The organism is Bacillus salipaludis, from assembly GCF_030938565.1.
In the GTDB taxonomy this organism is placed as follows: domain Bacteria; phylum Bacillota; class Bacilli; order Bacillales; family Cytobacillaceae; genus Neobacillus; species Neobacillus salipaludis_A.
On the sequence record NZ_JAVGVR010000002.1, the window covers coordinates 309,656 to 331,440 of the forward strand.

General features: G+C 38.5%; 23 protein-coding genes. 20 read left to right on the plus strand and 3 right to left on the minus strand.

The annotated features are described in order from the left end of the window. Positions 1-611: 611 nt before the first annotated feature. Positions 612-1,706 carry a group II intron reverse transcriptase/maturase gene (ltrA, locus tag RCG21_RS32620; protein ID WP_308914565.1) on the plus strand — a complete coding sequence of 365 codons (1,095 nt, stop codon included), beginning with the start codon at positions 612-614 and terminating at the stop codon, positions 1,704-1,706. 10 nt (positions 1,707-1,716) lie between these two features. Beyond that, entirely contained in the window at positions 1,717-2,046 is a 330-nt protein-coding gene (locus tag RCG21_RS32625; protein ID WP_308914566.1) for a hypothetical protein, read from the plus strand. 449 nt (positions 2,047-2,495) lie between these two features. Here the strand turns inward: RCG21_RS32625 and RCG21_RS32630 are convergent, their stop codons facing one another. Further along, on the minus strand, positions 2,496-3,872 hold the full coding sequence (locus RCG21_RS32630; protein WP_308914567.1) for a purine-cytosine permease family protein: 1,377 nt from the start codon (positions 3,870-3,872) through the stop codon (positions 2,496-2,498). Between the two features lie 394 nt (positions 3,873-4,266). On the opposite strand from RCG21_RS32630, the gene RCG21_RS32635 reads away from it, so the two are divergent. From RCG21_RS32635 to RCG21_RS32690, 12 genes are all read left to right on the plus strand, one after another. Next, on the plus strand, positions 4,267-4,914 hold the full coding sequence (locus RCG21_RS32635) for a GntR family transcriptional regulator (protein WP_308914713.1): 648 nt from the start codon (positions 4,267-4,269) through the stop codon (positions 4,912-4,914). A 4-nt stretch (positions 4,915-4,918) separates the two neighbouring features. Further along, the gene (locus RCG21_RS32640) at positions 4,919-6,067 is read left to right on the plus strand and encodes an LLM class flavin-dependent oxidoreductase (protein ID WP_308914568.1); all 1,149 of its coding nucleotides are present in this window, start codon (positions 4,919-4,921) and stop codon (positions 6,065-6,067) included. Further along, positions 6,067-6,645, plus strand: coding sequence for an amino acid synthesis family protein (locus tag RCG21_RS32645; protein ID WP_308914569.1), 579 nt, complete (start codon positions 6,067-6,069; stop codon positions 6,643-6,645). Before RCG21_RS32640 ends, RCG21_RS32645 begins: the two co-directional genes overlap by 1 nt. Then, positions 6,645-7,451, plus strand: coding sequence for an alpha/beta fold hydrolase (locus tag RCG21_RS32650; RefSeq protein ID WP_308914570.1), 807 nt, complete (start codon positions 6,645-6,647; stop codon positions 7,449-7,451). Before RCG21_RS32645 ends, RCG21_RS32650 begins: the two co-directional genes overlap by 1 nt. Positions 7,452-7,464: 13 nt before the next feature. Beyond that, entirely contained in the window at positions 7,465-8,949 is a 1,485-nt protein-coding gene (locus tag RCG21_RS32655) for an aldehyde dehydrogenase (RefSeq protein ID WP_308914571.1), read from the plus strand. A gap of 37 nt (positions 8,950-8,986) precedes the next feature. Next, positions 8,987-9,547: an NADPH-dependent FMN reductase gene (locus tag RCG21_RS32660; RefSeq protein WP_308914572.1), complete on the plus strand. Its 561-nt coding sequence runs from the start codon at positions 8,987-8,989 to the stop codon at positions 9,545-9,547. A 67-nt stretch (positions 9,548-9,614) separates the two neighbouring features. Further along, on the plus strand, positions 9,615-9,923 hold the full coding sequence (locus RCG21_RS32665; protein WP_308914573.1) for a hypothetical protein: 309 nt from the start codon (positions 9,615-9,617) through the stop codon (positions 9,921-9,923). A gap of 35 nt (positions 9,924-9,958) precedes the next feature. Beyond that, positions 9,959-11,401, plus strand: coding sequence for an aldehyde dehydrogenase family protein (locus RCG21_RS32670; protein ID WP_308914574.1), 1,443 nt, complete (start codon positions 9,959-9,961; stop codon positions 11,399-11,401). 13 nt (positions 11,402-11,414) lie between these two features. Continuing rightward, positions 11,415-11,672 (plus strand): YciI family protein, encoded by a 258-nt coding sequence (locus RCG21_RS32675; RefSeq protein ID WP_308914575.1) that lies wholly within the window; start codon positions 11,415-11,417, stop codon positions 11,670-11,672. Between the two features lie 198 nt (positions 11,673-11,870). Beyond that, a complete protein-coding gene (locus RCG21_RS32680; protein ID WP_308914576.1) occupies positions 11,871-12,833 on the plus strand; it encodes a D-2-hydroxyacid dehydrogenase family protein in 963 nt (320 codons plus the stop codon). Between the two features lie 19 nt (positions 12,834-12,852). After that, positions 12,853-13,257, plus strand: a complete 405-nt coding sequence (locus RCG21_RS32685) for a riboflavin kinase (RefSeq protein ID WP_308914577.1) — start codon at positions 12,853-12,855, stop codon at positions 13,255-13,257. 269 nt (positions 13,258-13,526) lie between these two features. Next, positions 13,527-14,024, plus strand: coding sequence for a GTP-binding protein (locus RCG21_RS32690; RefSeq protein WP_308914578.1), 498 nt, complete (start codon positions 13,527-13,529; stop codon positions 14,022-14,024). 247 nt (positions 14,025-14,271) lie between these two features. Here the strand turns inward: RCG21_RS32690 and RCG21_RS32695 are convergent, their stop codons facing one another. Next, positions 14,272-15,330 carry an N-acetylmuramoyl-L-alanine amidase family protein gene (locus tag RCG21_RS32695; RefSeq protein ID WP_308914579.1) on the minus strand — a complete coding sequence of 353 codons (1,059 nt, stop codon included), beginning with the start codon at positions 15,328-15,330 and terminating at the stop codon, positions 14,272-14,274. A 267-nt stretch (positions 15,331-15,597) separates the two neighbouring features. Between RCG21_RS32695 and RCG21_RS32700 the strand changes: the two genes are divergently transcribed. From RCG21_RS32700 to RCG21_RS32720, 5 genes are all read left to right on the plus strand, one after another. Then, positions 15,598-16,071, plus strand: coding sequence for an HMA2 domain-containing protein (locus tag RCG21_RS32700; RefSeq protein WP_308914580.1), 474 nt, complete (start codon positions 15,598-15,600; stop codon positions 16,069-16,071). A gap of 16 nt (positions 16,072-16,087) precedes the next feature. Continuing rightward, positions 16,088-16,624 carry an HMA2 domain-containing protein gene (locus RCG21_RS32705; protein ID WP_308914581.1) on the plus strand — a complete coding sequence of 179 codons (537 nt, stop codon included), beginning with the start codon at positions 16,088-16,090 and terminating at the stop codon, positions 16,622-16,624. A 22-nt stretch (positions 16,625-16,646) separates the two neighbouring features. Then, positions 16,647-18,737 carry a heavy metal translocating P-type ATPase gene (locus RCG21_RS32710; protein ID WP_308914582.1) on the plus strand — a complete coding sequence of 697 codons (2,091 nt, stop codon included), beginning with the start codon at positions 16,647-16,649 and terminating at the stop codon, positions 18,735-18,737. After that, positions 18,709-19,290 carry an HMA2 domain-containing protein gene (locus RCG21_RS32715; RefSeq protein WP_308914583.1) on the plus strand — a complete coding sequence of 194 codons (582 nt, stop codon included), beginning with the start codon at positions 18,709-18,711 and terminating at the stop codon, positions 19,288-19,290. The genes RCG21_RS32710 and RCG21_RS32715 overlap by 29 nt, the downstream gene beginning before the upstream one ends. Before the next feature lie 67 nt (positions 19,291-19,357). Then, positions 19,358-19,579 (plus strand): hypothetical protein, encoded by a 222-nt coding sequence (locus RCG21_RS32720; protein WP_308914584.1) that lies wholly within the window; start codon positions 19,358-19,360, stop codon positions 19,577-19,579. 45 nt (positions 19,580-19,624) lie between these two features. On the opposite strand, the gene RCG21_RS32725 is transcribed toward RCG21_RS32720, so the two are convergent. Next, positions 19,625-20,053 carry an iron dependent repressor, metal binding and dimerization domain protein gene (locus tag RCG21_RS32725; protein ID WP_308914585.1) on the minus strand — a complete coding sequence of 143 codons (429 nt, stop codon included), beginning with the start codon at positions 20,051-20,053 and terminating at the stop codon, positions 19,625-19,627. 210 nt (positions 20,054-20,263) lie between these two features. On the opposite strand from RCG21_RS32725, the gene RCG21_RS32730 reads away from it, so the two are divergent. Continuing rightward, positions 20,264-21,631 (plus strand): Nramp family divalent metal transporter, encoded by a 1,368-nt coding sequence (locus tag RCG21_RS32730; protein ID WP_308914586.1) that lies wholly within the window; start codon positions 20,264-20,266, stop codon positions 21,629-21,631. The last annotated feature ends 154 nt before the right edge of the window (positions 21,632-21,785 follow it).

Sequence of the window (21,785 nt, forward strand, 5' to 3'; positions counted from 1 at the left end):
AACACTCTTCTTTTCTTTATCTGACAGAGACGTCATTTCGATGAAACGACTGGTTCAGGATAACGAGCTGAATCCCAGATGGTGAAAATCCATACCCGAGGAGACTGACCTAGCTCGGGAAGCTTAATAATCTAGGGCAACACCGTGAGGTGTTGTCTGAAGGAGATGCGGAAAATCGAGAGATCCGTAGGCGAATAAGTAGACCCTAATGCAATAAGTGTGAAGCACGGCGGCGAGATAAGGTTGGCGACTTTTCGAAAAGTGAGGAAGCCCACTCATTGGGCATTTTCTTTAGAAGTCAGATCGAGAAAATGTGACTTATAGCGTGATGGTGCAGGGTATGCTTAGAAGGGAAATGCGATGACCCCGTGAGGACTCCATCTTACCGAACAGGCAGGGTTCTAGTCTATAAGGGTAATCCGAAATGACGAAGAACTGGTGGAGTAGTCAGACATTCTCATAGTACGGAAGTACCTTGATGACCATAACATCAAGTGAACGGAAGGGGAATGGCCCATGGCTCCAAGTCATGAACAAGATGTAATGCCAACAATCATGTTACTGCGGTAAAACCGTTTGGATGTACATCAAGGAAAGGCGTGGAATACGCAATGAATCAAGAGTGGAAATTTAAATTACACAGCGTCTATGGACAAATATTATTTGACCGAAAACTAACCCAAAGCTTCGAACAAGTAAAAGCAAATAAAGGAGCGGGCGGGATTGACGGAGAGACAATAGAAAGCTATGACTCTAAATTAGAAGAAAACATCATGTTACTCCTAGATAAATTAAGGTCAAAGTCCTATCAAGCTCAACCAGTTAGAAGAGTATACATTCCAAAGAAGAATGGGAAGAAGCGACCACTCGGGATTCCCACAATTGAAGACCGTATTGTCCAACAAAGTGTAGTGAATGTTCTTCAGCCAAAATTCGAAGATAATTTATTTCATAATTGGTCAGTAGGTTATAGACCAAATCGTGGTGTTCAAAGAGCATTACAAATAATCCTTTGGAACATTGAACAGGGATATAATCACATTTATGACTGTGACATTAAAGGCTTCTTTGACAATATACCCCACAAGAAATTAATAACTGTCCTGAAAAAGTATGTATCGGACCGTACGGTCCTTGGGTTGATCGAACAATGGCTGAAAGCAGGACACATGGAAGAGGGTAAGCTAATCCACTCCAATTATGGAACACCGCAAGGGGGAGTAATCTCTCCACTTTTGGCAAACGTGTACTTGAATGAAATGGATTGGGAATGGGACTTAAATGGAATTCGCTTTGTTCGTTATGCAGATGATTTTCTCCTCTTCGCTAAGTCAAAAGAGGATATTCTGAAAGCAGCTTCTCTAACTAAAGAAAAGTTGGCAGAATTGGGATTGGAAATCTCAAAAGAGAAAACAAGAGTAGTAAATTTTAAAACTGATGACTTCGACTTTCTTGGGTTTACTTTTCATCACTGGGAAACAGGAAAGAAGGATAACAAACCCATCTTTCAAGTTACACCAAAGAAAGACTCTATTAAAGATTTTAGAGTGAAAATCAAAGAGAAAACCAAAAAGACGTTAACATTGAACAAAGAAGAATGGATAAGTCGAGTTAATCCTATTATTAGAGGGAAAGTAAACTTTTACGTGACCATTATCAAAGCAATAAAGGCTAAAGAAGAACACGGACAGAAGAGTCACTGGTAGGACACGATTAATGAGGAATATACTTTCAAGGATAGACGGATACATTAGAAGAAGACTGCGTGTAGCTTTTATTCATAAACACCCTAACCAAAGAACAGGGAAGAAAATGAACAGTCTATGGAACAATGCATTTTTCCTTAGAATTAACCTCATTCCTTCCTACTGGCTTTATTTGAACAAAGCTTACGGTTACACGAAAGAGCAATATCTGAATGATACGATTAATACCTCTAAGAGAAAGACAAAGAAAAGGATTGAGCAAATAAAAGCAAGAGGTGAGGAATACTATACACCTCACCGACTCCAAAAGATGCAAAATGCCTGGAATGCATCCTCTTGATAAACATTGCAACATTTGGTAAGCCGTATGCCTTAATAGGGCACGTACGGTTTGATAAGGGGAAAGCCTTGAGAGAGGTTTCCCTACTTTATTTATCGCATTAATGGGGCGAAAAGGAATATACAAACGAAATAAAGAATATTTAAAAGGCATTGGTATTTAAGGGTACGAAGGGATAAATGGAAATGTATCAAAGTAAAATAAATAAACTGATTAATCAATATGACCAGAGGAGGAATTTTTTTGAAAGTGCAAATTGATGAAATAAATTCGGGAATAAAGGCTATTTATCACTGGGAAAAAATTTTTTATATGCACTGAGATACCTTTGTGAAGATTAGTTAGTTAAGCACCGTAAATCAATTCGGTAGAGCGGATTCTTAGGAGGGTTATACATAATCGTCAAAAAACGAGTGGTGCCAGGCACCACTCGTTTTTTGGCGAATTAACTATGAAATGTTTTCTTGTGCTTCAAGATTAGTTTGCGATGAATTTAATTTTTTCTTCATTGGATAGTAGTATGAAACGGCTGGAACAACTAGTCCAACTGCCCATGCAAGATCAGCCCCGTCAAATGCTTTCGCGAATGGCCCTACATAGAAAGATGCATTGATAAATGGAATTTCCGCGAGAATGGAAAGCAAAAAGGCTATACAAGTAATCATGTTCACCTTTCCGTATTGACCATTCGGGTCAAAAATATCTTTCACATTGTATTTGCCGTGGCGCAGTAAATAGTAATCTACCAAGTTAATGGCAGTCCAAGGGATTAAAAAGTAACTCATGAAAAAGATAAAGTTTAAGAAAAATGATAAGAAGTTACTTTTTCCTAGCAGGCACAAAATCGTTCCGATAACGGTTACTGCGAAGATCATGATTACGCGGACCTTTGCCGTTACTTTCAGCTTCATAAACGGTTCAATCGTCGTAATTGTCGACATAAAGGCACCGTATAAATTAAACACGTTAATAGCAAGCTGTCCAAAAAGAATGACTAAAAACATAATAATCGCAAATTTACCAAACAAATGGGCAAGGTTTGACCCGGAATTGTCAAGAAATTTCGGAATCGCAGTCGTCAGGATTGCTCCTAGAGACATCATCCAAACAGTGCCAATTGCTGTACCAGCATAGCTATACCAAAATGTATAGGAAGTTGGTGTTGTGACTGGGAGATAACGTGAATAGTCTGCAACATATGGAGCATATGCAAGCTGCCAAGTGGCGACCATACTGATTGCTAATAAAAACTGTGCTATATTTACATGTCCGACATTCCAGCTGCCTGCAGGAATGGATAATTGAAAAACAAGAATGGTGGCAATAAAGTAGGCGACCAAAGTGGTCCATGACAACACTTTTTGCATTTTATGGATAAATTGATATCCAAAAATCGTCACAGCAAAACAAATCGCATTCAGGATTAAAATACTATAGGTTTGATCCATGGAAGTTAAACTGCTTAATGTTTGAGCTGCTAGCAAGCCGCTGCTGGCAAAATATCCAAAGTAAACGAACATAACAAGAAATAAAGGAAAAATAGCACCGATTACACCAAATTGTGCCCGGCTTTGGATCATTTGTGGGATGCCGAGTTGGGGACCTTGAGCGGAATGGGAGGCCATAAAAATTGCCCCAATCAAGGTACCGATCACAATCGCTACAAGACTCCAGAATAAATTAAGGCCTAAGGTGATTGGCAATGCCCCTGTAACAAGTGTAGTGATGTGCATATTTGCACCAAACCAAATGGGAAATAAGTCGCTAGCTTTTCCGTGCCTCTCTTCTGGCGGTATGTACTCAATACTACGAGATTCAACTTTCATTCATAAACCCCCTATCAAAATTTTGTTCTTGCATCCACCATGTACCATGCAAGTTGATGTTACAAGAAACACTATAATTGGAAGCGTATCCATATGTCAATATATTCTGAAAAATTTTTAAAATAAAAAAACATTAATCATTTTAGATGAGGGTCTAAAGATCCTTTAACAAATAGAATAGGGTGAAATGGAAGATACTTATAGTTATAATGGATACATTTTAATATATGAAGTTTAATATTCACTGAAATATCACTATTTAAAATTTTCTAAAATTTATGTTGACGTGCTATTTTTAGTAGCATATAATTCCATTTAGAAGCACCTTGTATGGTACATGGTACATAATTAAAACAAGAGGGGGCTGATTATTACGGCGATCTTAACATTAGGAATTACGGCTCAAGTTACAAATGCCATTCGTGAGGCGATTGTTACTGGAGAGTATGAGCCGGGGCAGAAATTATCAGAAACAGCATTATCCGAGCATTTCCAGGTTAGTAGAACACCAATCAGAGAAGCGTTGAAACAACTAGAAAGAGAAGGATTAGTTGAAATTATTCCTAGAGTAGGGACCTGTGTAACCAAACCTACAGAACAAGAGTTAAAAGAGTTATTTACATTAAAGGAAGTTTTGGAAGGACTTGCGGCCGGCTTGTTTGCAGAGAAAGGCGATGCTGCCGAAATCAAAAAGGTGCGGCAAGCTGTTGACGATATGGAAGAGGCATTATTGACATCCGATAATAAACTCTATGTAAATGCAAACAGTGTCTTTCACGATACTATTTTAGAAGGCGCCAACAACTCGAAATTAAGTTACATGCTGAACCTGATGCTTAATCAAATTCCTTATAACCGATATGTTTTTATCACAATCGGCGACCCTGCTCGCCGTGAAAAATCCCTTAATGAGCATAAGGTGATTTTGGCTGCCATTGAAAATGGTGACCGCGAGAAAGCAGAGAAAGCCATGCGTGAACACGTAAGAGCAAGTGGAGAGGTACTTAGAAAAGATATTGAAAAGAAACTTAAGGAGGAATAAGTTTATGAAATTTGGAATTTTTGCTAACCTTGCTGGTCCTGGAAGACACGATGAATATTATAAGGTTCTTGATGAGGCACGTGAGCAGGCAGTCTATTGTGATGAAAACGGGTATGATTCGATTTGGTACACGGAGCATCACTTTGGTCATGAAGGCAATGAGTTAATTTCCAATCCGGTTTTAATGGGGGCTGATATTGCTGCAAGAACAAAGAACATTCGAATTGGACAGGCCGCAAATGTTGCTACATTCTGGCATCCACTTCGTTTAGCAGAAGACGTCGCCATGCTTGACCAGCTAAGCAAAGGCCGTGTTGAGGTTGGTTTAGCACGAGGTTTATACGGAAGAGAAGCTGCCAATTTAAACTCATTAGCCGATCCAACTAATCAACAACAAAACCGTGCTCTTTTTGATGAAACACTAGAGATTTTAAGAAAAGCATGGTCTAATCGATTCTTCTCTCACCAAGGAGATATTTATCAATTCCCTCCACAAGGATTGAAATGGAGTCATCCAATGAGCCCGTCATCCGATGAATTCATGGATATGGAGAAGGGGGAAATTAATAAAATTGCGCTTATGCCTAGACCTTATCAAAAGGAACTGCCAATATGGCAAGTAATTGATTCACCAACTTCCATTATTGCTGCAGCAAAAAATAATATTAAAGGTATGTTCTGGATGCCAACTGTGCAGGAATTAAAAGGCCGTTTTGAATTATACCGTGAACATGCATCAGAAGCCCGTGGACATGAAGTGGCGCTTGGTGAAGGAATTGCCTTAGTTCGTGATGTATATGTAGCAGAAACTATGGAGCAAGCCCGCCAGGACGCAGCAGAAGCTGTGTTAAACAACTACCGTTGGATTTGCCACTGGAGAGGACTTGGTAACCTAATGGATCCAGGCGAACAAGTAAAACAAGGTCAAGTGCTAAACTATGAATTCTTACACCCTAGAAATCTATTATTTGGCACACCTGAATATGTAACTGAAAAAATACAAGAATTACAGAAAGAGCTTAACCTGCAAGAATTATTACTTTGGGTTAATCACAATGGATTACCTCATGACAAAATGATGAGAAGTCTAAAACTATTCACAGAAGAAGTAATGCCTAAATTTTCAAATAAAAATGCGGAGGTACTAGTCTAATGTTAGAAGTTCGTAAAGTTTACACAGCAATTGAAGAAACACGTATCGAAGGTGGAAAAAAAGTAGAAGAACCAATCAGAATGATCATCACCAGTGCTGTAATCAAAAATCCATGGGCGGACAGAGGATTTGTAGAAAACTTGAAACCAGAAATTGATGAATTCGCACCTCAAATTGGCGAATTGTTAGTGAGTGAATTATTTAAGCACATTAACTCTGCTGACGATGTAGAAGCATTCGGAAAAGCTGCAGTTGTTGGAGTTGACGGAGAAATTGAACATGCATCTGCATTCATTCACACATTAAAATTTGGTAATAAATTTAGAAATGCGGTAGATGCAAAAAGTATCTTACCCTTTACAAATAAACGCGGTGGGGCTGGATCAGCTGTAATGATACCGATGGTTCATAAAAATGAAGATTCAGAGCGTTCTCACTTTATTACGTTTGAAGCAACAATTCCAGATGCGCCGAGAGCAGATGAAATTGTTGTAGCTATCGGTGTATCTACAGGAAGCCGTCCGCATCCTCGAACAGGGAACCGTCATTTAGATATGGTGGAAATGGGGCTTGTCTAATGCCAATTGCCGTATACAAACAAGGAAAAATCTTTTACGAAGAAAAAGGATCTGGAGAACCGTTGATTTTCATTCATGGTGTGGGCTTAGACCACACCATGTGGAATCAGCAGATTAATAGCTTATCTGACTCTTTTCGAGTGATTGTATACGACATGGTAGGACATGGGGGATCAGAACATCCCCCTGGTCCGTATTCCCTTTCTCAATATGTTGAACAGCTTTCAGGATTGATGGATTATTTACAAATTGATAAAACCCATCTTGTTGGCTTTTCAATGGGGGGCATGGTCGCACAAGCATTTGCACTGACATATAAAAACAAGTTGAAAACGGTTACCATCATGAACGCTGTTGCAAATCGAACTTACGAGCAGCGAAAAGGAATTCTAGCAAGAGTAGAGGAGGTCCGGGAAAATGGACCATTATCTACAATTGAACCAGCCATTAAAAGATGGTTTAATCCAACTTTCTTACAATCACGTGGGGAAGTAGTGAACCAAGTTCGAAATAGGCTTCAAACTAATCAACCTGCTTCCTATTTAGCTGCCTACACCCTTTTTGCAACGGCAGATGCCGAGTTATGGCCAAAATTGCAAAACATTGAAACACCGGCTTTCATTATTACAGCTGAAAATGATATTGGATCGAATCCAGAGATGGCTAGAATGATGCATGAACGAATTAAAGGATCAGACATAAAAATTATCCCAGATATGAAACACATGCTGCCAGTAGAAGGGGCAGATATCATCAATCAAGAGCTTCGCCTATTCATAGGTAAACAGACGATTTCACTGGGGTAAAGGAGGGGCGAAAATGACACAGTTAAAGAAATACCAAATGTACATTAATGGCGAATGGACAGAGTCATCAAGTGGTGAATATTTCGAAAGCTATAATCCCGCAACAGAGGAAGCATGGTGTCTTGTTGCAAAAGGGGAAGCAGATGACGTTGACCGAGCTGTTCAAGCCGCTCATAAAGCTTTTTTACATTCAGAATGGACGTCCATGACTTTCACACAACGAGGCAAATTAGTTCGAAAACTAGGCGATTTAATCGCTGAACACGCAGAAGAACTTGCGATGGTAGAAACACTTGATAACGGAAAGTTAATCCGTGAAATGCGGGGGCAAGTCAACTATTTACCGGAATTCTTCTATTATTATGCGGGACTTGCGGACAAAATTCATGGCCAAACTCTACCTATTGATAAAAAGGATATGTTTGCCTTTACATCAAAGGAACCGTTGGGAGTTGTAGCTGCCATTACACCTTGGAACTCCCCTCTTTATTTAACAACTTTGAAGTTAGCACCTGCACTTGTTGCAGGGAATACAATCGTTATTAAACCCTCTGAAGTGACTTCTGCCTCTCTTTTGGAATTAGTGAAATTAGTGGAGAAGGCTGGATTCCCGCCAGGAGTCGTCAATGTGGTAACCGGTTTTGGAAATCCAGTTGGTGATGCTCTTACTTCTCATCCACTTGTAAGTCGTATTGCCTTTACAGGCGGCTCTGAATCAGCTCGTCATATTGTTCGAAATTCAGCTAAAAACTTTGCACAATTATCACTTGAACTTGGAGGGAAGTCTCCAAATATTGTGTTTGAAGATGCGAATCCAGATAATGCGGCGATGGGCATTATAGCAGGAATTTTCGGCGCAACTGGTCAAAGCTGTGTGGCTGGTTCAAGAGCCTTTTTGCATAAGGACATTTACGATCAAGTAATGGAAAGGCTGGTTGATCGTGTGTCCAAAATCAAAATTGGCGATCCGTTTCAAGCTGAAACAGAAATGGGGCCATTAGCGACAAAAGCGCAACTAGAACGTGTGGAAAACTATGTATCGATTGGATTACAAGACGGGGCCAAGCTTGTCTGCGGAGGAAAACGGCCGCAGCATTTAGAAAAGGGCTGGTATTTTGAACCGACGATCTTTGAACATCGAGATAATAGTCATCGAATTACAAGAGAAGAAATCTTTGGACCAGTTTTAAGCGTAATTCCTTTTGAAAATGAAGATGATATCATAGAACTAGCAAATAGTACTGATTACGGTCTTGCTGCTGGTATTTGGGTAAAGGATGGGGCAAGAGCTCATCGGGTTGCAAAGGCCATACGTGCCGGTATTGTTTGGGTGAACACCTATCGCAGTATTTCACCAGTTGCAGCAATCGGTGGATCCGGGCTAAGTGGTTACGGTAGAGAAGGCGGTTTAGAAGCGGTTCAAGAATATATGCAGGATAAAACGGTTTGGATCAACACATCAACTGAACCGATTCCGGATCCATTCATCATGAGATAAAAGACATTATTTTTTAAAAAGACTAGGAGGAATTAAGATGAAATTACTAGGAATTTCGGGAACGATTACTGGCTCAAAAACAAAAGTAGTGGTTGATAAGTTATTAGCGGAAGTTAAATGTAACCATCCGGAAATTGAAGTTGAATTACTTGATTTGAAACAATATGATGTTCAGTTTTGTGATGGCCGGGATCCATCGACATATACAGGAGATACAAAAAAAGTAATTGACATCGTATCCTCTGCTGATTTTTATATTATTGGGACGCCGATATTCCAAGGTTCGATTACAGGTGCTCTGAAAAACCTGTTTGATCTTATTCCTCCGCAGGTTTTCCGCAATAAAGTAATGGGATTTGTCGCAACGGGAGGAACATATCAGCACTATTTAGTGATTGAAAATCAGTTAAAACCGATTGCAGGCTATTTCCGTGCATTTGTTGCACCAGGCTTTGTTTATGCACATAATGATCATTTTAATAAAGCCAATGAAATCGTTGACTTGGATGTTTTAGAACGTATTTCTGCACTAAGTGAAGAAGTTGTTTTTATGCAGAAATCACTTAAGGCTGAGAAAAAAGAACACCAATATAATTAGGATTTATCATTCCATGGAACTTATAGTTTTGTTGTTTGAACAACAAATCGAATAAGGAGGCAACAAGATGATGTTTTTTGATATGAGAGAAGCCATCCATTTAACGGATTTATTATTTATTGAACATTGTAATGAAGAATATGGAATAAATCGGGGCGTTTATAATACCATTGATAATTGGTTTTATGAGCAGGGGGTAAAAAACTTATTAAAAAGACGTGATACCATTATTTCCTTTCTTGAATTTATTAAAGGAAAATCTGAGTTTAAAAATAACCGCTGTAAATTTGGCAACGGCGGATTAACGATAAAATTAAACGAATTTTATTTTCAAACATTCGATACGGCTGATGCTAAGAATGCTTCTAATCTTTAAAAACGCAGACCTAGTGAGGGAAGGTTGGCAAAAAAATGACAATCACAGATAAGGTAACAAAAAAAGGTTTATATATTGGCGGACAATGGCTAGAGGCTAAAGAGTATACGTCATTACGTTCTCCCTATTCCGGCGAAACTATAGCGGAAATTCCGATCGCAACGGCTGAGGATGTTGAACAGGCTATTCAAGCTGCTGAACAGGCAAAAAAAGTGATGGCAGAAATGCCGGCATTTGAGCGTGCAAATATTTTGGAAGCATTAGCGAGGAAACTTGAAGAACGCAGTGATGAAGCGGCTAAAATCATTGCACTTGAAGCTGCAAAGCCTTTTACAACAGCAAAGGGAGAAGTGGAGCGTACCATTGAAACCTATAAATTTGCTGCTGAAGAAGCCAAGCGAATTCATGGAGAGACGATTCCGTTAGACGCTGCGAAGGGCGGTGTCAATCGCCTTGGCTATACGGTACGTGAACCGATTGGGATTATTGGGGCGATTACCCCTTTTAATTTTCCAATGAATCTCGTTGCTCATAAAGTGGGACCTGCCATTGCAGCAGGGAATACCATTGTATTAAAGCCAGCGACGCAAACGCCACTTTCTTCCCTTTTCATTGCAGAGCTATTGGAAGAAGCCGGATTACCAAAAGGGGCATTAAATGTGGTAACTGGTGCAGGAAGAGTTGTAGGAGATAAACTAGTGACTGATCCAAGAGTAAGTATGATTACATTTACGGGCAGTCCAAGTGTTGGAATCGGAATTCGTAATAAAGCCGGCTTAAAACGTGTCACATTGGAGCTAGGATCAAATGCAGCTGTCATTATCGATAGAAATGTAGATATTGATAAGATTATCTCTCGATGTGTAACAGGTGCCTTTTCCAATCAAGGGCAAGTATGTATCTCACTTCAAAGGGTCTATGTACACGAAGATGTGTACGATTCTTTTGTTGAAAGATTTGTAGATGCAACGAAAAAATTATCACTAGGTGACCCGCTTAATCCAGGAACAGATGTTTCAGCATTGATTTCACCTAATGATGTGAAGAGAACACTTCTTTGGATTGATGAGGCAAAACAAGCAGGAGCAACGATTGCGACAGGAGGGGTTGCTGAAGGCAATATTGTCCACCCGACTGTGATTTTAAATGCTGATCGCCAATTAAAGGTTTCTTGTCAGGAAGTGTTTGCACCGATTGTGTTAGTTAATAAAGTTAAGTCTGTTGATGAGGCCATTGCATTAGTAAATGACTCTAATTATGGTCTACAGGCAGGAATCTATACAAATGATGTCGATACAGCGCTGGATGCATCAGAAAAGTTGCATGTTGGCGGTGTCATGATCAATGACATTCCTACCTTCAGGGTAGATAACATGCCTTACGGCGGGGTAAAAGAAAGTGGAACAGGACGTGAAGGATTAAAATATGCAGTTGAAGAAATGACCGAAATGAAGTTGGTTGTTTGGAATCGCAATTAAGGAGTGGGAAATCATGCCTTACTATGCAGCCATTTTGCATATGTTGGATAAAGAAAAAAATCTGCAAGTCCGTCCACGGCATATTGAGTATTTAGACAAACTGGATGAAAAAGGAAAGATTTTTGCTAGAGGGCCTTTTTCGGATGAATCTGGAGGCCTAGTAGTTTACATAGCAGATTCATATGAAGAAGCTCTCACATTAGCGGAAAATGATCCCCATGTCGTCTGTGAATCGCGACGCTTAGAGCTTAAAGAATGGAAGGTCTTGTAAAGATACTTGTAGAAGCCTTCAAATATGGAATGTAATCTGTACCTCTGGGTAAGATGGCGAATTTTATTTCATACAAACATAACAAGAGAAGGCTTTTTAAAGGGACTGGCAACGGTCTCTTTATTTATATACGTCGATACTGGTAGAAAAGCTATTTAAAAGAGTTTTATAAATTTAATTAAGGACTAGGTGTGATTAATGGGAATATTTCGTTGCGCAATACTTGATGATTTTCAAAATGTTGCAGCTGACTTCGCAAATTGGTCATCTATCTCAGAAAGAGTAGAAGTTCATACATTTAGTAAGCATTATGACAATGAGGATGAACTTGTCAATGCTATCAAAGATTATGAAATCCTTGTAATTATGCGTGAACGAACTGCATTTGGTGCATCTGTTCTATCGCGATTACCGCGTTTAAAACTACTAATTACAACAGGTATGAAAAACTCATCTATTGATCTTACTGCGGCTTCGTCGCAAGGAGTGGTTGTTTGCGGGACGGAAAGTTATCCAGAGCCGCCAACCGAGCTTACATGGGCATTGCTACTGGGCCTTGCCAGGAATATTGTACCCGAACATAATGCCATTCGAGCGAATGGGCCTTGGCAAAGCTCAGTCGGTACCGATCTATATGGAAAACGGTTAGGTTTATTAGGGCTGGGTAAGATTGGCAGCCGCGTTGCACGCATTGGGCAGGCCTTCGGGATGGAAGTAGCAGCATGGAGCCAGAATCTAACGCAAGAAAGGGCTGAAGAGGCAGGGGTTCGTTTAGTCTCATCGAAAGAAGAGCTGTTAGAAACAAGTGACTTTGTTTCGATTCATCTTGTACTTAGTGACCGAACTAAACACTTGTTAGGCAGAGAAGAGTTTAAAAGGATGAAGAAATCTTCGTATTTAATTAATACGTCGCGTGCTGCTATTGTAGACCAAAATGCACTTATAGATACTTTAAAGAATGACTGGATAAGAGGAGCGGCTCTCGATGTATTTGAAAAGGAGCCTTTATCACAGGAAGATGTATTCCGCTCACTACCCAATGTACTAATGACACCCCATCTTGGATATGTCTCCGAAAGAAACTATCTGGCATACTATCGACAGGCAATAGAAGACATTCAAGCATTTCTATTGGGTGAGCCAATTAGAAAGATAAACTAAGAAATTGGGATGTGACAATATGAGCACGGAATTAATAGAAGAAACAAAGTTTTATTTAGAAGGAAAGGTTGTCTATGGTGAGCAAAGAGGAAGGACAATCGGGTTTCCAACTGCAAACATTGATTTTTCAGCCCCATGGTTGGAAAAAGGGGTATATGGCGTTCATATAAAAGTAAATGATTTCGACTATTACGGTGTGATGAATATTGGGGTAAAACCAACATTTCATAAATCATATGAGAAAAGCATCGAAGTTCATATCATTGATTTTAATCAAAACATATATGGGGAATTTGTTCAAGTGAAGGTCCTTTATAAAATTAGAAATGAACAAAAGTTCAATAATATTCAAGAACTCAAAGCACAAATTAACAAAGACATCGAAACTGCTAAAAGTCTAATAATGCCCGTTCTAAATTATTGAATTAAGAATTAAGAATGATGATTTGAAAGTCCCAAGAGAGGCTATGAACATAAAGAGCTTCGTCCAAGCAGTATTATTTACAGCAACCAAGAAAGAGAATTGAAATTTCAATATTAAGAGAGAGGTAGCTATCATGGCATTAATTACCGCCGAGTTAAACCAGACATAATTACCATTGAGTCAACAGGGATCGCTAATCCTCTTGAGCTTATTGAAGGGATTAAATGCTACTTTAGAGGCAGACATTGAGTTAAGACTAGTGACAACAGTTGTCTCTGCTCCACTTTCTTGGGCTTGCACATCGTGAAAGAGGCAAGAGCCTTCGCCTTATAAGGGAACAAATTCGTTGTGCCGATTTGATTCTGTTAAATAAAACTGACCAACTCACAACTGAATATATCAACGAAGTCAAGAACATGCTTGAAAAATTAAATCATCATGTAAAGATTATAGAAACTGTGCGTTGTGAAATTGATATGGGCCTAATGTTTAATTCTATCCATAGAGAATCTGAACATTATGACCAGAATGAACAGCAATATCCCTCTATTGAAAAAACGAACGAGCATTTTCAACATCATACTCATAATCACGTTATGACCTATACTCATCGATTCAATGGGGTAGTTAATCGTGAGAAATTCGAGAAGCTGTTTAGTATAATACCTGCTGAAGTGTATCGAGCTAAAGGAGTTGTTAAATTCGAACAGGATCAGGAGTATTATTTGTTTCAATTTGCATATAGAGAAAATGAAATTGTTAAATAAATTCACAGCAGTCAGTAGAACCAGTAGCTGTATTCATCAGTGAGCATTATGATAAGAATCAAGTTCAACGTTCCATTCAGTAACTTACAAATATAAATTGATTTGAAGCAGGCTACAGCTGTTTTTATAAACATTTTCTGTTTGTAACGAACTATTACGAAAGATTGCTTTAGTCAAGCGTTAATAACTAATCTAAAAAAACAAATAGGATCAAAGACATCATATTTTATAGTGTCTTTGATGTTTTTTAAGTTACTTGTTTTTTGATTGAAAAATAATCGAGTAACCCTAAGTAAACCCCTTGGGCTACCCTATCACGGTAAGCAGAGCTTTCCACAACTGAATCATCTTGTTTATTAGAAAGGAAGCCAAGTTCAATTAGTGTACTTGGTCGTGAATTGTTTCGTAAAACATCCAAGTCATCGAATCTTGTTCCATCGTTTTTTAACCCCGTTGATTTGATGACCCCCTCTAAAATATCCGATGCCAAAATGTAATCTCTTGATTTTTGATAGTAAAAATCAGTCAATCCATTTATAGATGGATCTTCTATCCAATTGTAATGAAAGCTTATAAAAGCATCCGCATGGTTTTTGTTTGAGAGGTCTGCCCGTTGTTCTAAGGGAATATAAGTATCGTTTGTCCGAGTCATAATAACATTAGCACCTGCATCTTCCAGCTTATGTTTAACAACTTTAGCTGTTACTAAGGTCAATGTTTTTTCATGTGTTCCAATAAAGCTGGTCGTCCCATCATCACTCCCTCCATGACCTGGATCAAGAACAATGGTTTTTCCTTTAAGGGGCTCCTGACTATTTTGAGTACGGTCTGTTGATGTTGTGGATCCACTAACAGTTTGTGTTTCATTGGTGCTAGCTGTGTCTTTAGCGATGTAATTTGTGTACACCCACCCCTGAACGCCAGAAGAAGATTCAATTTTTGCCCATCCAGGTTGTTCATCTTTGACGGTTATTTTTGTTCCCAAATTTAATTTTCCTATTACTGAACTAGATAAACTTGGTTGGTCTCGAACGTTTAAACCATTGACTCCTACGGTTGCTTCTATATTTTCAGTTGGGGTAACCTGTTTGGGAGTTTTAGTTTTAGGTTTCACCTGCGAGTGAACTCGTTTGGGAGTTTTAGTTTTAGATTTCACCTGTGCTTGTTTATTGTTAAAAATGATAACCCATCCAGCTTGATTCCTTGATATGTTAATTTGATACTTCTTTAGAGAAAGAACAACAGGGAAGGACATTACTAGAAAACTAAGAATTGCGAATACCTTAATTAGTCTTAAGTTCTTCATTTTAATTTCTATTTAACCTCCATGATTTTATAAACTTAAAACTAATATGGTCAAATGTTTATCTAAATATAATAGTTTTTTGAAATGAATGAAAATTCTATAAATAAAACGTAATAAAAGAAGGCTTTTTAATGCGTAACTATTGTTTTGTTATGTTGGTATGATTTATTCTTCGCTTGCAGTTCTTGGTCCTGCTTTGTCTTAAATAAAGGAAGGAGATTAATACCGGGAGAAGACGGCAGTTAAAAGAAGTGGATGACTTTGGTTGTGTGTATTTATCAGAAAAACAATCAGTGGACAGCATCAACCTACTTTCACATCCATGAAATAAAGCTTACAATTTATCGAATGAATTTACATTATTTTAACAATATGTTGCCTAAAGGAAACTTAATTGGTAATATAAAAAAGAAGGTGTGGAGGAAAATGTTGGATAAAATTACAGATTATATATTAATTAAACATGTGGAAAGAAAACTTGGAAAATATAAAATTAAGCTGATGCATTTTATACCTGGACGTATTCGTCTTCAGTCTCAACAATGGAAAACGAATATCAGTTTGATGGAAGAAATTGTGAAAGAATTACTAGTGCAACCTTATGTTTTTTCTGTTCAGACCACTACTGTATCAGGAAGTTTGGTTATTACATATGATGCTTCCTATGTCACAAATGTTCAAGAGCTGGATTCATGGTTTCGAGTACTTGATCAAGTTTACACAACAGATTATCTGAAGTAAGGAGAGATGCAGCTTGATGTCTACCATTGTGGGGATAGGTGCATCCTTAGTTGCCCCAAAAGTGATGTCTCAGTTTCGAGACCAAAAAGTAAAAGTTGTACACGCGATGCCGGGCAGACTGCGTCTGCAATGTGATAGTTGGAAAAACAATGTAGTGGCGAACGCTTTAAGCAATAAGATAGAGAAGCATCCATTAATTTTAACTTCAGATGCTTCGCCTATTACCGGGAGTCTGACATTGAAATTTGTTATACCTCATATTAGTCAACAAGAGCTAGATGAAATCATACAGATTATTGTTCAAACGGCATCAGATGCACTGCTTTATACAGATGCCACGCTTATGAAAGAAATGAAGAAAACATTAAGTTTAGTAGATAAAGGGATTAAAAAACAAACGAACGGCTTTGCTGATTTCGATAGTTTGTTTGTTTTGTTCTTACTAGGGAAAGGTATACATGCCTTTAGTAACACACCTGCTTTCTCAGCGAGTTTATTTTATTGGGCTTACACGATCATAAAAGGGAAAGGCAGTGATCAACCGCATGTTTAGTGCTGTGCACGAGGTTCACTCCTTGCCAGGTCGATCCCGCGTTCACATAAAAAGTTCTGTTAGTCCGCCTATGGTGGAATTTTTTATTCGCTCAATCCCTTGTGTTTACTCAGCTACATATGCCAAAGAAACAGGAAACGTACTCATTTATTACAATCCTAAGGTGTCCTTTAATACGATTAAAAAGTTTCTTCAGCAATTTTCCGTCAAAAAGAAAGAGGAAATACGGCCATATACATGGAGAAAACTCGTACCTGTGGCGGCTTGTACAGCTATATTTCTAGCAAACTGGTATATCCAGCGCAGACCATTTGCTTTAGCAGTGAAAAATGCCGGACATTGGGCAGCTGTGATCACCTCTGTGTTTACATCACTTGATGTGATAAAAGATGGCATTTTGGGTCTCTTCAAGAATCGAAAAGCGAATGCCAACACCTTAACAGCTGCTTCTATATTTGCTTCACTATATACAAAAAATCCAGGATCTGCCCTTGTTATTACGATTATGTCCACTATTAGTGAGTATTTAACAGAATATACCTCTGAAAAAACAAAGGAGTATATAAATTCTGTCTTGGAGCTTGATACGAAATATGCATGGAAAATAAACGAACAAGGTAATGAAGAAAAAGTAGCGATAGATCAAGTTCGCGCAGGTGATACGATTGTTGTGTTTACAGGAGAGAAAATTGCTGTTGATGGTGTGGTATCTAATGGATATGGAAAGGTTGATGAATCTTCTATCACTGGAGAATACATGCCTAAAGAAATAGGGGAAGGGCAGCAAGTTTATGCAGGAAGTGTTCTGCAGCATGGCCAACTTACTATTCTTGTAGAAAAAGTGGGAAATGATACCGCTATTTCTCGTATTGTTCAATTATTAGAAGAGGCACACGAAAAACAAGCTTCCATTCAAAACAAAGCGAACCGTTTAGCCGAAAAAATGGTTCCTGTTTCGTTTGGGTTAGCGTTTCTTACCTTTTTGTTAACTCGAAATGTACATCGAGCTTTGAATATGTTAGTTATTGACTTTATTTGTGGAATTAAACTTTCTACAGCTACAGCCTTCTATGCTTCCATCGGAAGAGCGGCCAAACAAGGAGCATTAATAAAAGGAAGCAATTATATTGAAGAGATGGCTAAAGTAGAAACCGTTATTCTGGATAAGACGGGTACCATTACGGAAGGGGCCCCTGTTGTACAAAAAGTGATTTCGTGTGAAGGATATGGACCAGAAGAAGTGATCCGTTTTGCAGCAGTTGCAGAAAAGAATTCGTCTCACCCGATTGCTGATGCAATCGTCAAACAGGCAGAAGAATGGAAGATAGAGATACCTGCACGTGATGAGAATGCACAGGTAAACACTGTGATCGGAAAGGGGATTACGACCTTTTTACAAGGAAAACAAATTGTAGTAGGCAGTCTTCGCTTTATGAATGAACTTAAGGTAAACATGGACCATTTTGTTCATCAGATTGAAAAAGATGAAAACCTGATTTATGTAGCGTATGACAAAACCCTAGTGGGTGTCCTTAGTATCTTTGATCGGATCCGTTCTGGCATGCACCGTGCGGTCAACCAGTTACGGGATCTAGGAATCCATGACATTATTATGCTAACGGGCGATAAACGAACAGTCGCAAAAGAGATGGCGAGGCGCCTTCGCCTCAATTGGTACCATGCTGAAACATTGCCTGAAGATAAAGTAACCTATGTTAAACAATATAAACGGAATAGTACCGTTATGATGGTCGGAGATGGAATTAATGATGCCCCGTCCTTGGCCCACGCGAATATAGGCGTGACAATGGGAGGAAAAAGGACGGATATTGCTTGTGAATCGAGTGATATCATCATTACGTCTGATAATCCAAAAGTGCTGCCGGAATTAGTTGGACTATCGAAAAAAACGATGAATATCATCAAACAAAACTTTATTGTTACATTTTTGATTAATGGAGGGGCTATTTTATTGGGAGCACTTGGCATCATTTCTCCCATTGCAGGGGCAGCTATTCATAATGCGGCTACAATTGGTGTAGTACTGAATAGTGCCAGAATTTTATGGATAGGAGGAGAGAAGTATGGGACCCAAATTCTACATCCTGCATGATATTCCGGGGCGCTTGCGTGTTCATATTCCTGCATTAAGGGAACATGAGGATTATGAACACATTCAAACCATGTTTTCCTCTCTAAGAGGTGTTCAAGATGTACGCATTCAGCCCATTATTCAAACCATGTTAATTCAGTATAAAGCAGATGAAATCTCACGTAACCATTTGTTAAGGTGTGTGTCTTTATTTTTTCGTCAGGAGCCTTTTCGTCCACTAGGTAACTTTATGATTCATGTAAGGTCTAATGTACGTGAAAACTTATTTCGTTCTCTGATTGCGGGTGGTTTACTCCTCTTTGCCTATATTCAAAATGCATCATTTAAAGAGCCAACTGCATTGGTATATGGAGCCGTTATTGCGACAGGGTATGCGGTCCTGTCACATGGAACTCACAACAAGCTTCGCCATCCTGATATCCTCACGGGGATCTTGAGTTTAGGCTCATTAGGAACAGCTAATATGTTACAAGGCGCGATGGTGACATGGGCAGTTAATGTATTAGAGCTATTACATGAAATGCGGGACAATAAAATAATCTATTCATTATAGATATATCTTCATACAATCAGTATGAATGTGTATATAACAATTAATTGTGAAATGGGAGGAAATAAAAATGGCATTAAACAAGGACTTTTTAATGGGATTCTTATCTGGAACCGTGGTAGGAGCAGTGGGCTATCGCTTATATGAGCAAAACAGTGGTCAGTTACAGCGCCTAGTACAACCAAGAGGGGCTTTTCCCCAAGCTGCAGGTTCATTTAAACCTTCTGTAGAGGAATTAGTAGCCCAAAAGGAACGTTTAGAAGATATGATTGCGGAACTGCAAGTAAATTAAAGAAAAAGGAGAAATAGTTGCCGGCTGTTTCTCCTTTTTTTACACTTATAGTAACGGGGGAATTGTATTATTACGAAATTGGTAAAACGACTGAAGTCGTAATTCATCCTGACTAAAATATTGGTTTAGAATTTCAATTTGTTTAATCAGGTAAGGACTTATGTGGAATTCAATCTCATAGAGTTCTTTTACAATATAGGCATCTTCCACTCCGATCATCTTCAAGAATTGTTCTAATACCTCATGATTTTTGACTAGAGTTTGACCTAATTGTTTTCCTTTTTTGGTAAGATACATTTTCCCATAATGCTCGTATTCTATCCATCCATGCTTAGCTAGTTTCCTCGTCATCTTCGAAACATTAGAGGGATTAACACTAAGTGTATTTGCTAGTTGTGAAGGGATTACCTGATTAGTGGGATTCACAATTATGTACATGTTCTTCAAATATTGTTTTGCCACAGCGGTAACCATGATTTTCACCTAACCTTTCTTCAACTATAGATTTTTTCCTTGTACTCATTATTTTATACTGGACTAAAAAAGTTGCGTAAGGTAAAATGTCATTATCAAAAGTATACTTCATTTTCAAAAAATTAACAAATACCATTAGTGGTTTTTTTTACCTTATTTTTTGCCTTTGGTAAAAAAAGTTGGAGCTGGGTAAAGGGGAGGAGAGAGAAAATGGATCAAACAGAAGTAACGGTCATGCAGGATACAGTTGCAGTGACTAAGCCTAAGGGATGGAGGAAAGAAAATAGTAATCCTAGTTTACCTGAAGTACACAAAAGTATGAATGTTCCGAAAAAAGGAGGTTTTTTTCGGAAACTTCTTGCGTTTATGGGACCTGGATATCTTGTGGCCGTGGGGTATATGGATCCAGGCAACTGGGCTACTTCCTTAGCAGGGGGATCTGCTTATAGCTATACACTATTATCAGTTATTTTAATTTCTAATGTTATGGCGATTATTCTTCAGGCATTATCGGCAAAATTAGGGATTGTAACTGGACGTGACTTAGCACAAGCATGTCGTGATCACTTCAGTAAGCCAGTCTCATTTGTTTTATGGATTTTGTGTGAGCTAGCGATTGCGGCTTGTGATTTAGCGGAAGTAATAGGGGCAGCCATTGCTTTGAATCTGTTATTTCATATTCCTCTCGTATGGGGTGTGTGTATTACTTCCTTTGATATCTTACTGGTGCTTTTATTACAAAATAAAGGGTTTCGATATATTGAAATTATCGTGATTAGTTTGATTGCGACCATTACGGTCTGTTTTGGGGTTGAATTGTTTATGTCACACCCACAATTCAGTGAAGTCGCAAAAGGCTTTGTTCCAAGTGCAGAGATTATTAAAAACCCACAAATGTTATTTATTGCTCTTGGCATCTTGGGGGCTACGGTAATGCCCCATAACTTGTATTTACACTCATCCATTGTACAAACAAGAAAATATGAAGAAACATCTACAGGAAAGAAAGAAGCCATTAAATTTTCAATCATTGATTCAACGGTTGCTCTCATGTTAGCGCTATTTGTTAATGCGTCGATTCTCATTTTAGCTGCATCTGCATTTTATACAACAGGACATACAGAAGTAGCTGAGATTCAAGATGCCTATAAATTACTCAATCCAATCCTTGGAAGTGGGATAGCCAGTGCATTATTTGCAGTAGCCCTGTTAGCATCTGGTCAAAATTCTACCTTAACCGGAACACTGGCTGGTCAAATTGTGATGGAAGGATTCTTAAATATTCGATTGCGACCATGGGTTCGTCGCTTAATCACTCGATTAATTGCAATTATCCCAGCTGTAATTGTGACCGTAATATATGGTGAAAAGGGAACAGCAGATCTTCTTATATTAAGCCAGGTTATTTTATCCCTTCAGCTTTCATTTGCTGTGATTCCACTTGTCATGTTTACAAGTAACAAAAAGAAAATGGGTGAGTTTGTTAATTCAGCATTGACGAAAGGCATTGCTTGGTTTATCGCCATTGTGATTGCAGTATTAAACGCATATCTCCTGTTTACAACATTCTTTAATTAGATGAATAACCTATAGAAGCAACTCGAATTAACTTTATACGAGTTGCTTTTACTTTTTTACATAAAGAAGTAATTCGAAGATAATCTACAACTAAAGCATTCTTCAATCTCTTCTTTTTACACAGGGTTTAAAGATCAAATGAGGATTTGCGATA

Bases quoted from the DNA above. Each gene is read 5' to 3' on its own strand.
- ltrA (WP_308914565.1), top strand. From the start codon at position 612: ATGAATCAAGAGTGGAAATTTAAATTACACAGCGTCTATGGACAAATA.
- RCG21_RS32625 (WP_308914566.1), top strand. From the start codon at position 1,717: ATGAGGAATATACTTTCAAGGATAGACGGATACATTAGAAGAAGACTG.
- RCG21_RS32630 (WP_308914567.1), bottom strand. From the start codon at position 3,872: ATGAAAGTTGAATCTCGTAGTATTGAGTACATACCGCCAGAAGAGAGG.
- RCG21_RS32640 (WP_308914568.1), top strand. From the start codon at position 4,919: ATGAAATTTGGAATTTTTGCTAACCTTGCTGGTCCTGGAAGACACGAT.
- RCG21_RS32645 (WP_308914569.1), top strand. From the start codon at position 6,067: ATGTTAGAAGTTCGTAAAGTTTACACAGCAATTGAAGAAACACGTATC.
- RCG21_RS32650 (WP_308914570.1), top strand. From the start codon at position 6,645: ATGCCAATTGCCGTATACAAACAAGGAAAAATCTTTTACGAAGAAAAA.
- RCG21_RS32655 (WP_308914571.1), top strand. From the start codon at position 7,465: ATGACACAGTTAAAGAAATACCAAATGTACATTAATGGCGAATGGACA.
- RCG21_RS32660 (WP_308914572.1), top strand. From the start codon at position 8,987: ATGAAATTACTAGGAATTTCGGGAACGATTACTGGCTCAAAAACAAAA.
- RCG21_RS32665 (WP_308914573.1), top strand. From the start codon at position 9,615: ATGATGTTTTTTGATATGAGAGAAGCCATCCATTTAACGGATTTATTA.
- RCG21_RS32670 (WP_308914574.1), top strand. From the start codon at position 9,959: ATGACAATCACAGATAAGGTAACAAAAAAAGGTTTATATATTGGCGGA.
- RCG21_RS32675 (WP_308914575.1), top strand. From the start codon at position 11,415: ATGCCTTACTATGCAGCCATTTTGCATATGTTGGATAAAGAAAAAAAT.
- RCG21_RS32680 (WP_308914576.1), top strand. From the start codon at position 11,871: ATGGGAATATTTCGTTGCGCAATACTTGATGATTTTCAAAATGTTGCA.
- RCG21_RS32685 (WP_308914577.1), top strand. From the start codon at position 12,853: ATGAGCACGGAATTAATAGAAGAAACAAAGTTTTATTTAGAAGGAAAG.
- RCG21_RS32695 (WP_308914579.1), bottom strand. From the start codon at position 15,330: ATGAAGAACTTAAGACTAATTAAGGTATTCGCAATTCTTAGTTTTCTA.
- RCG21_RS32705 (WP_308914581.1), top strand. From the start codon at position 16,088: ATGTCTACCATTGTGGGGATAGGTGCATCCTTAGTTGCCCCAAAAGTG.
- RCG21_RS32715 (WP_308914583.1), top strand. From the start codon at position 18,709: ATGGGACCCAAATTCTACATCCTGCATGATATTCCGGGGCGCTTGCGT.
- RCG21_RS32720 (WP_308914584.1), top strand. From the start codon at position 19,358: ATGGCATTAAACAAGGACTTTTTAATGGGATTCTTATCTGGAACCGTG.
- RCG21_RS32725 (WP_308914585.1), bottom strand. From the start codon at position 20,053: ATGGTTACCGCTGTGGCAAAACAATATTTGAAGAACATGTACATAATT.
- RCG21_RS32730 (WP_308914586.1), top strand. From the start codon at position 20,264: ATGGATCAAACAGAAGTAACGGTCATGCAGGATACAGTTGCAGTGACT.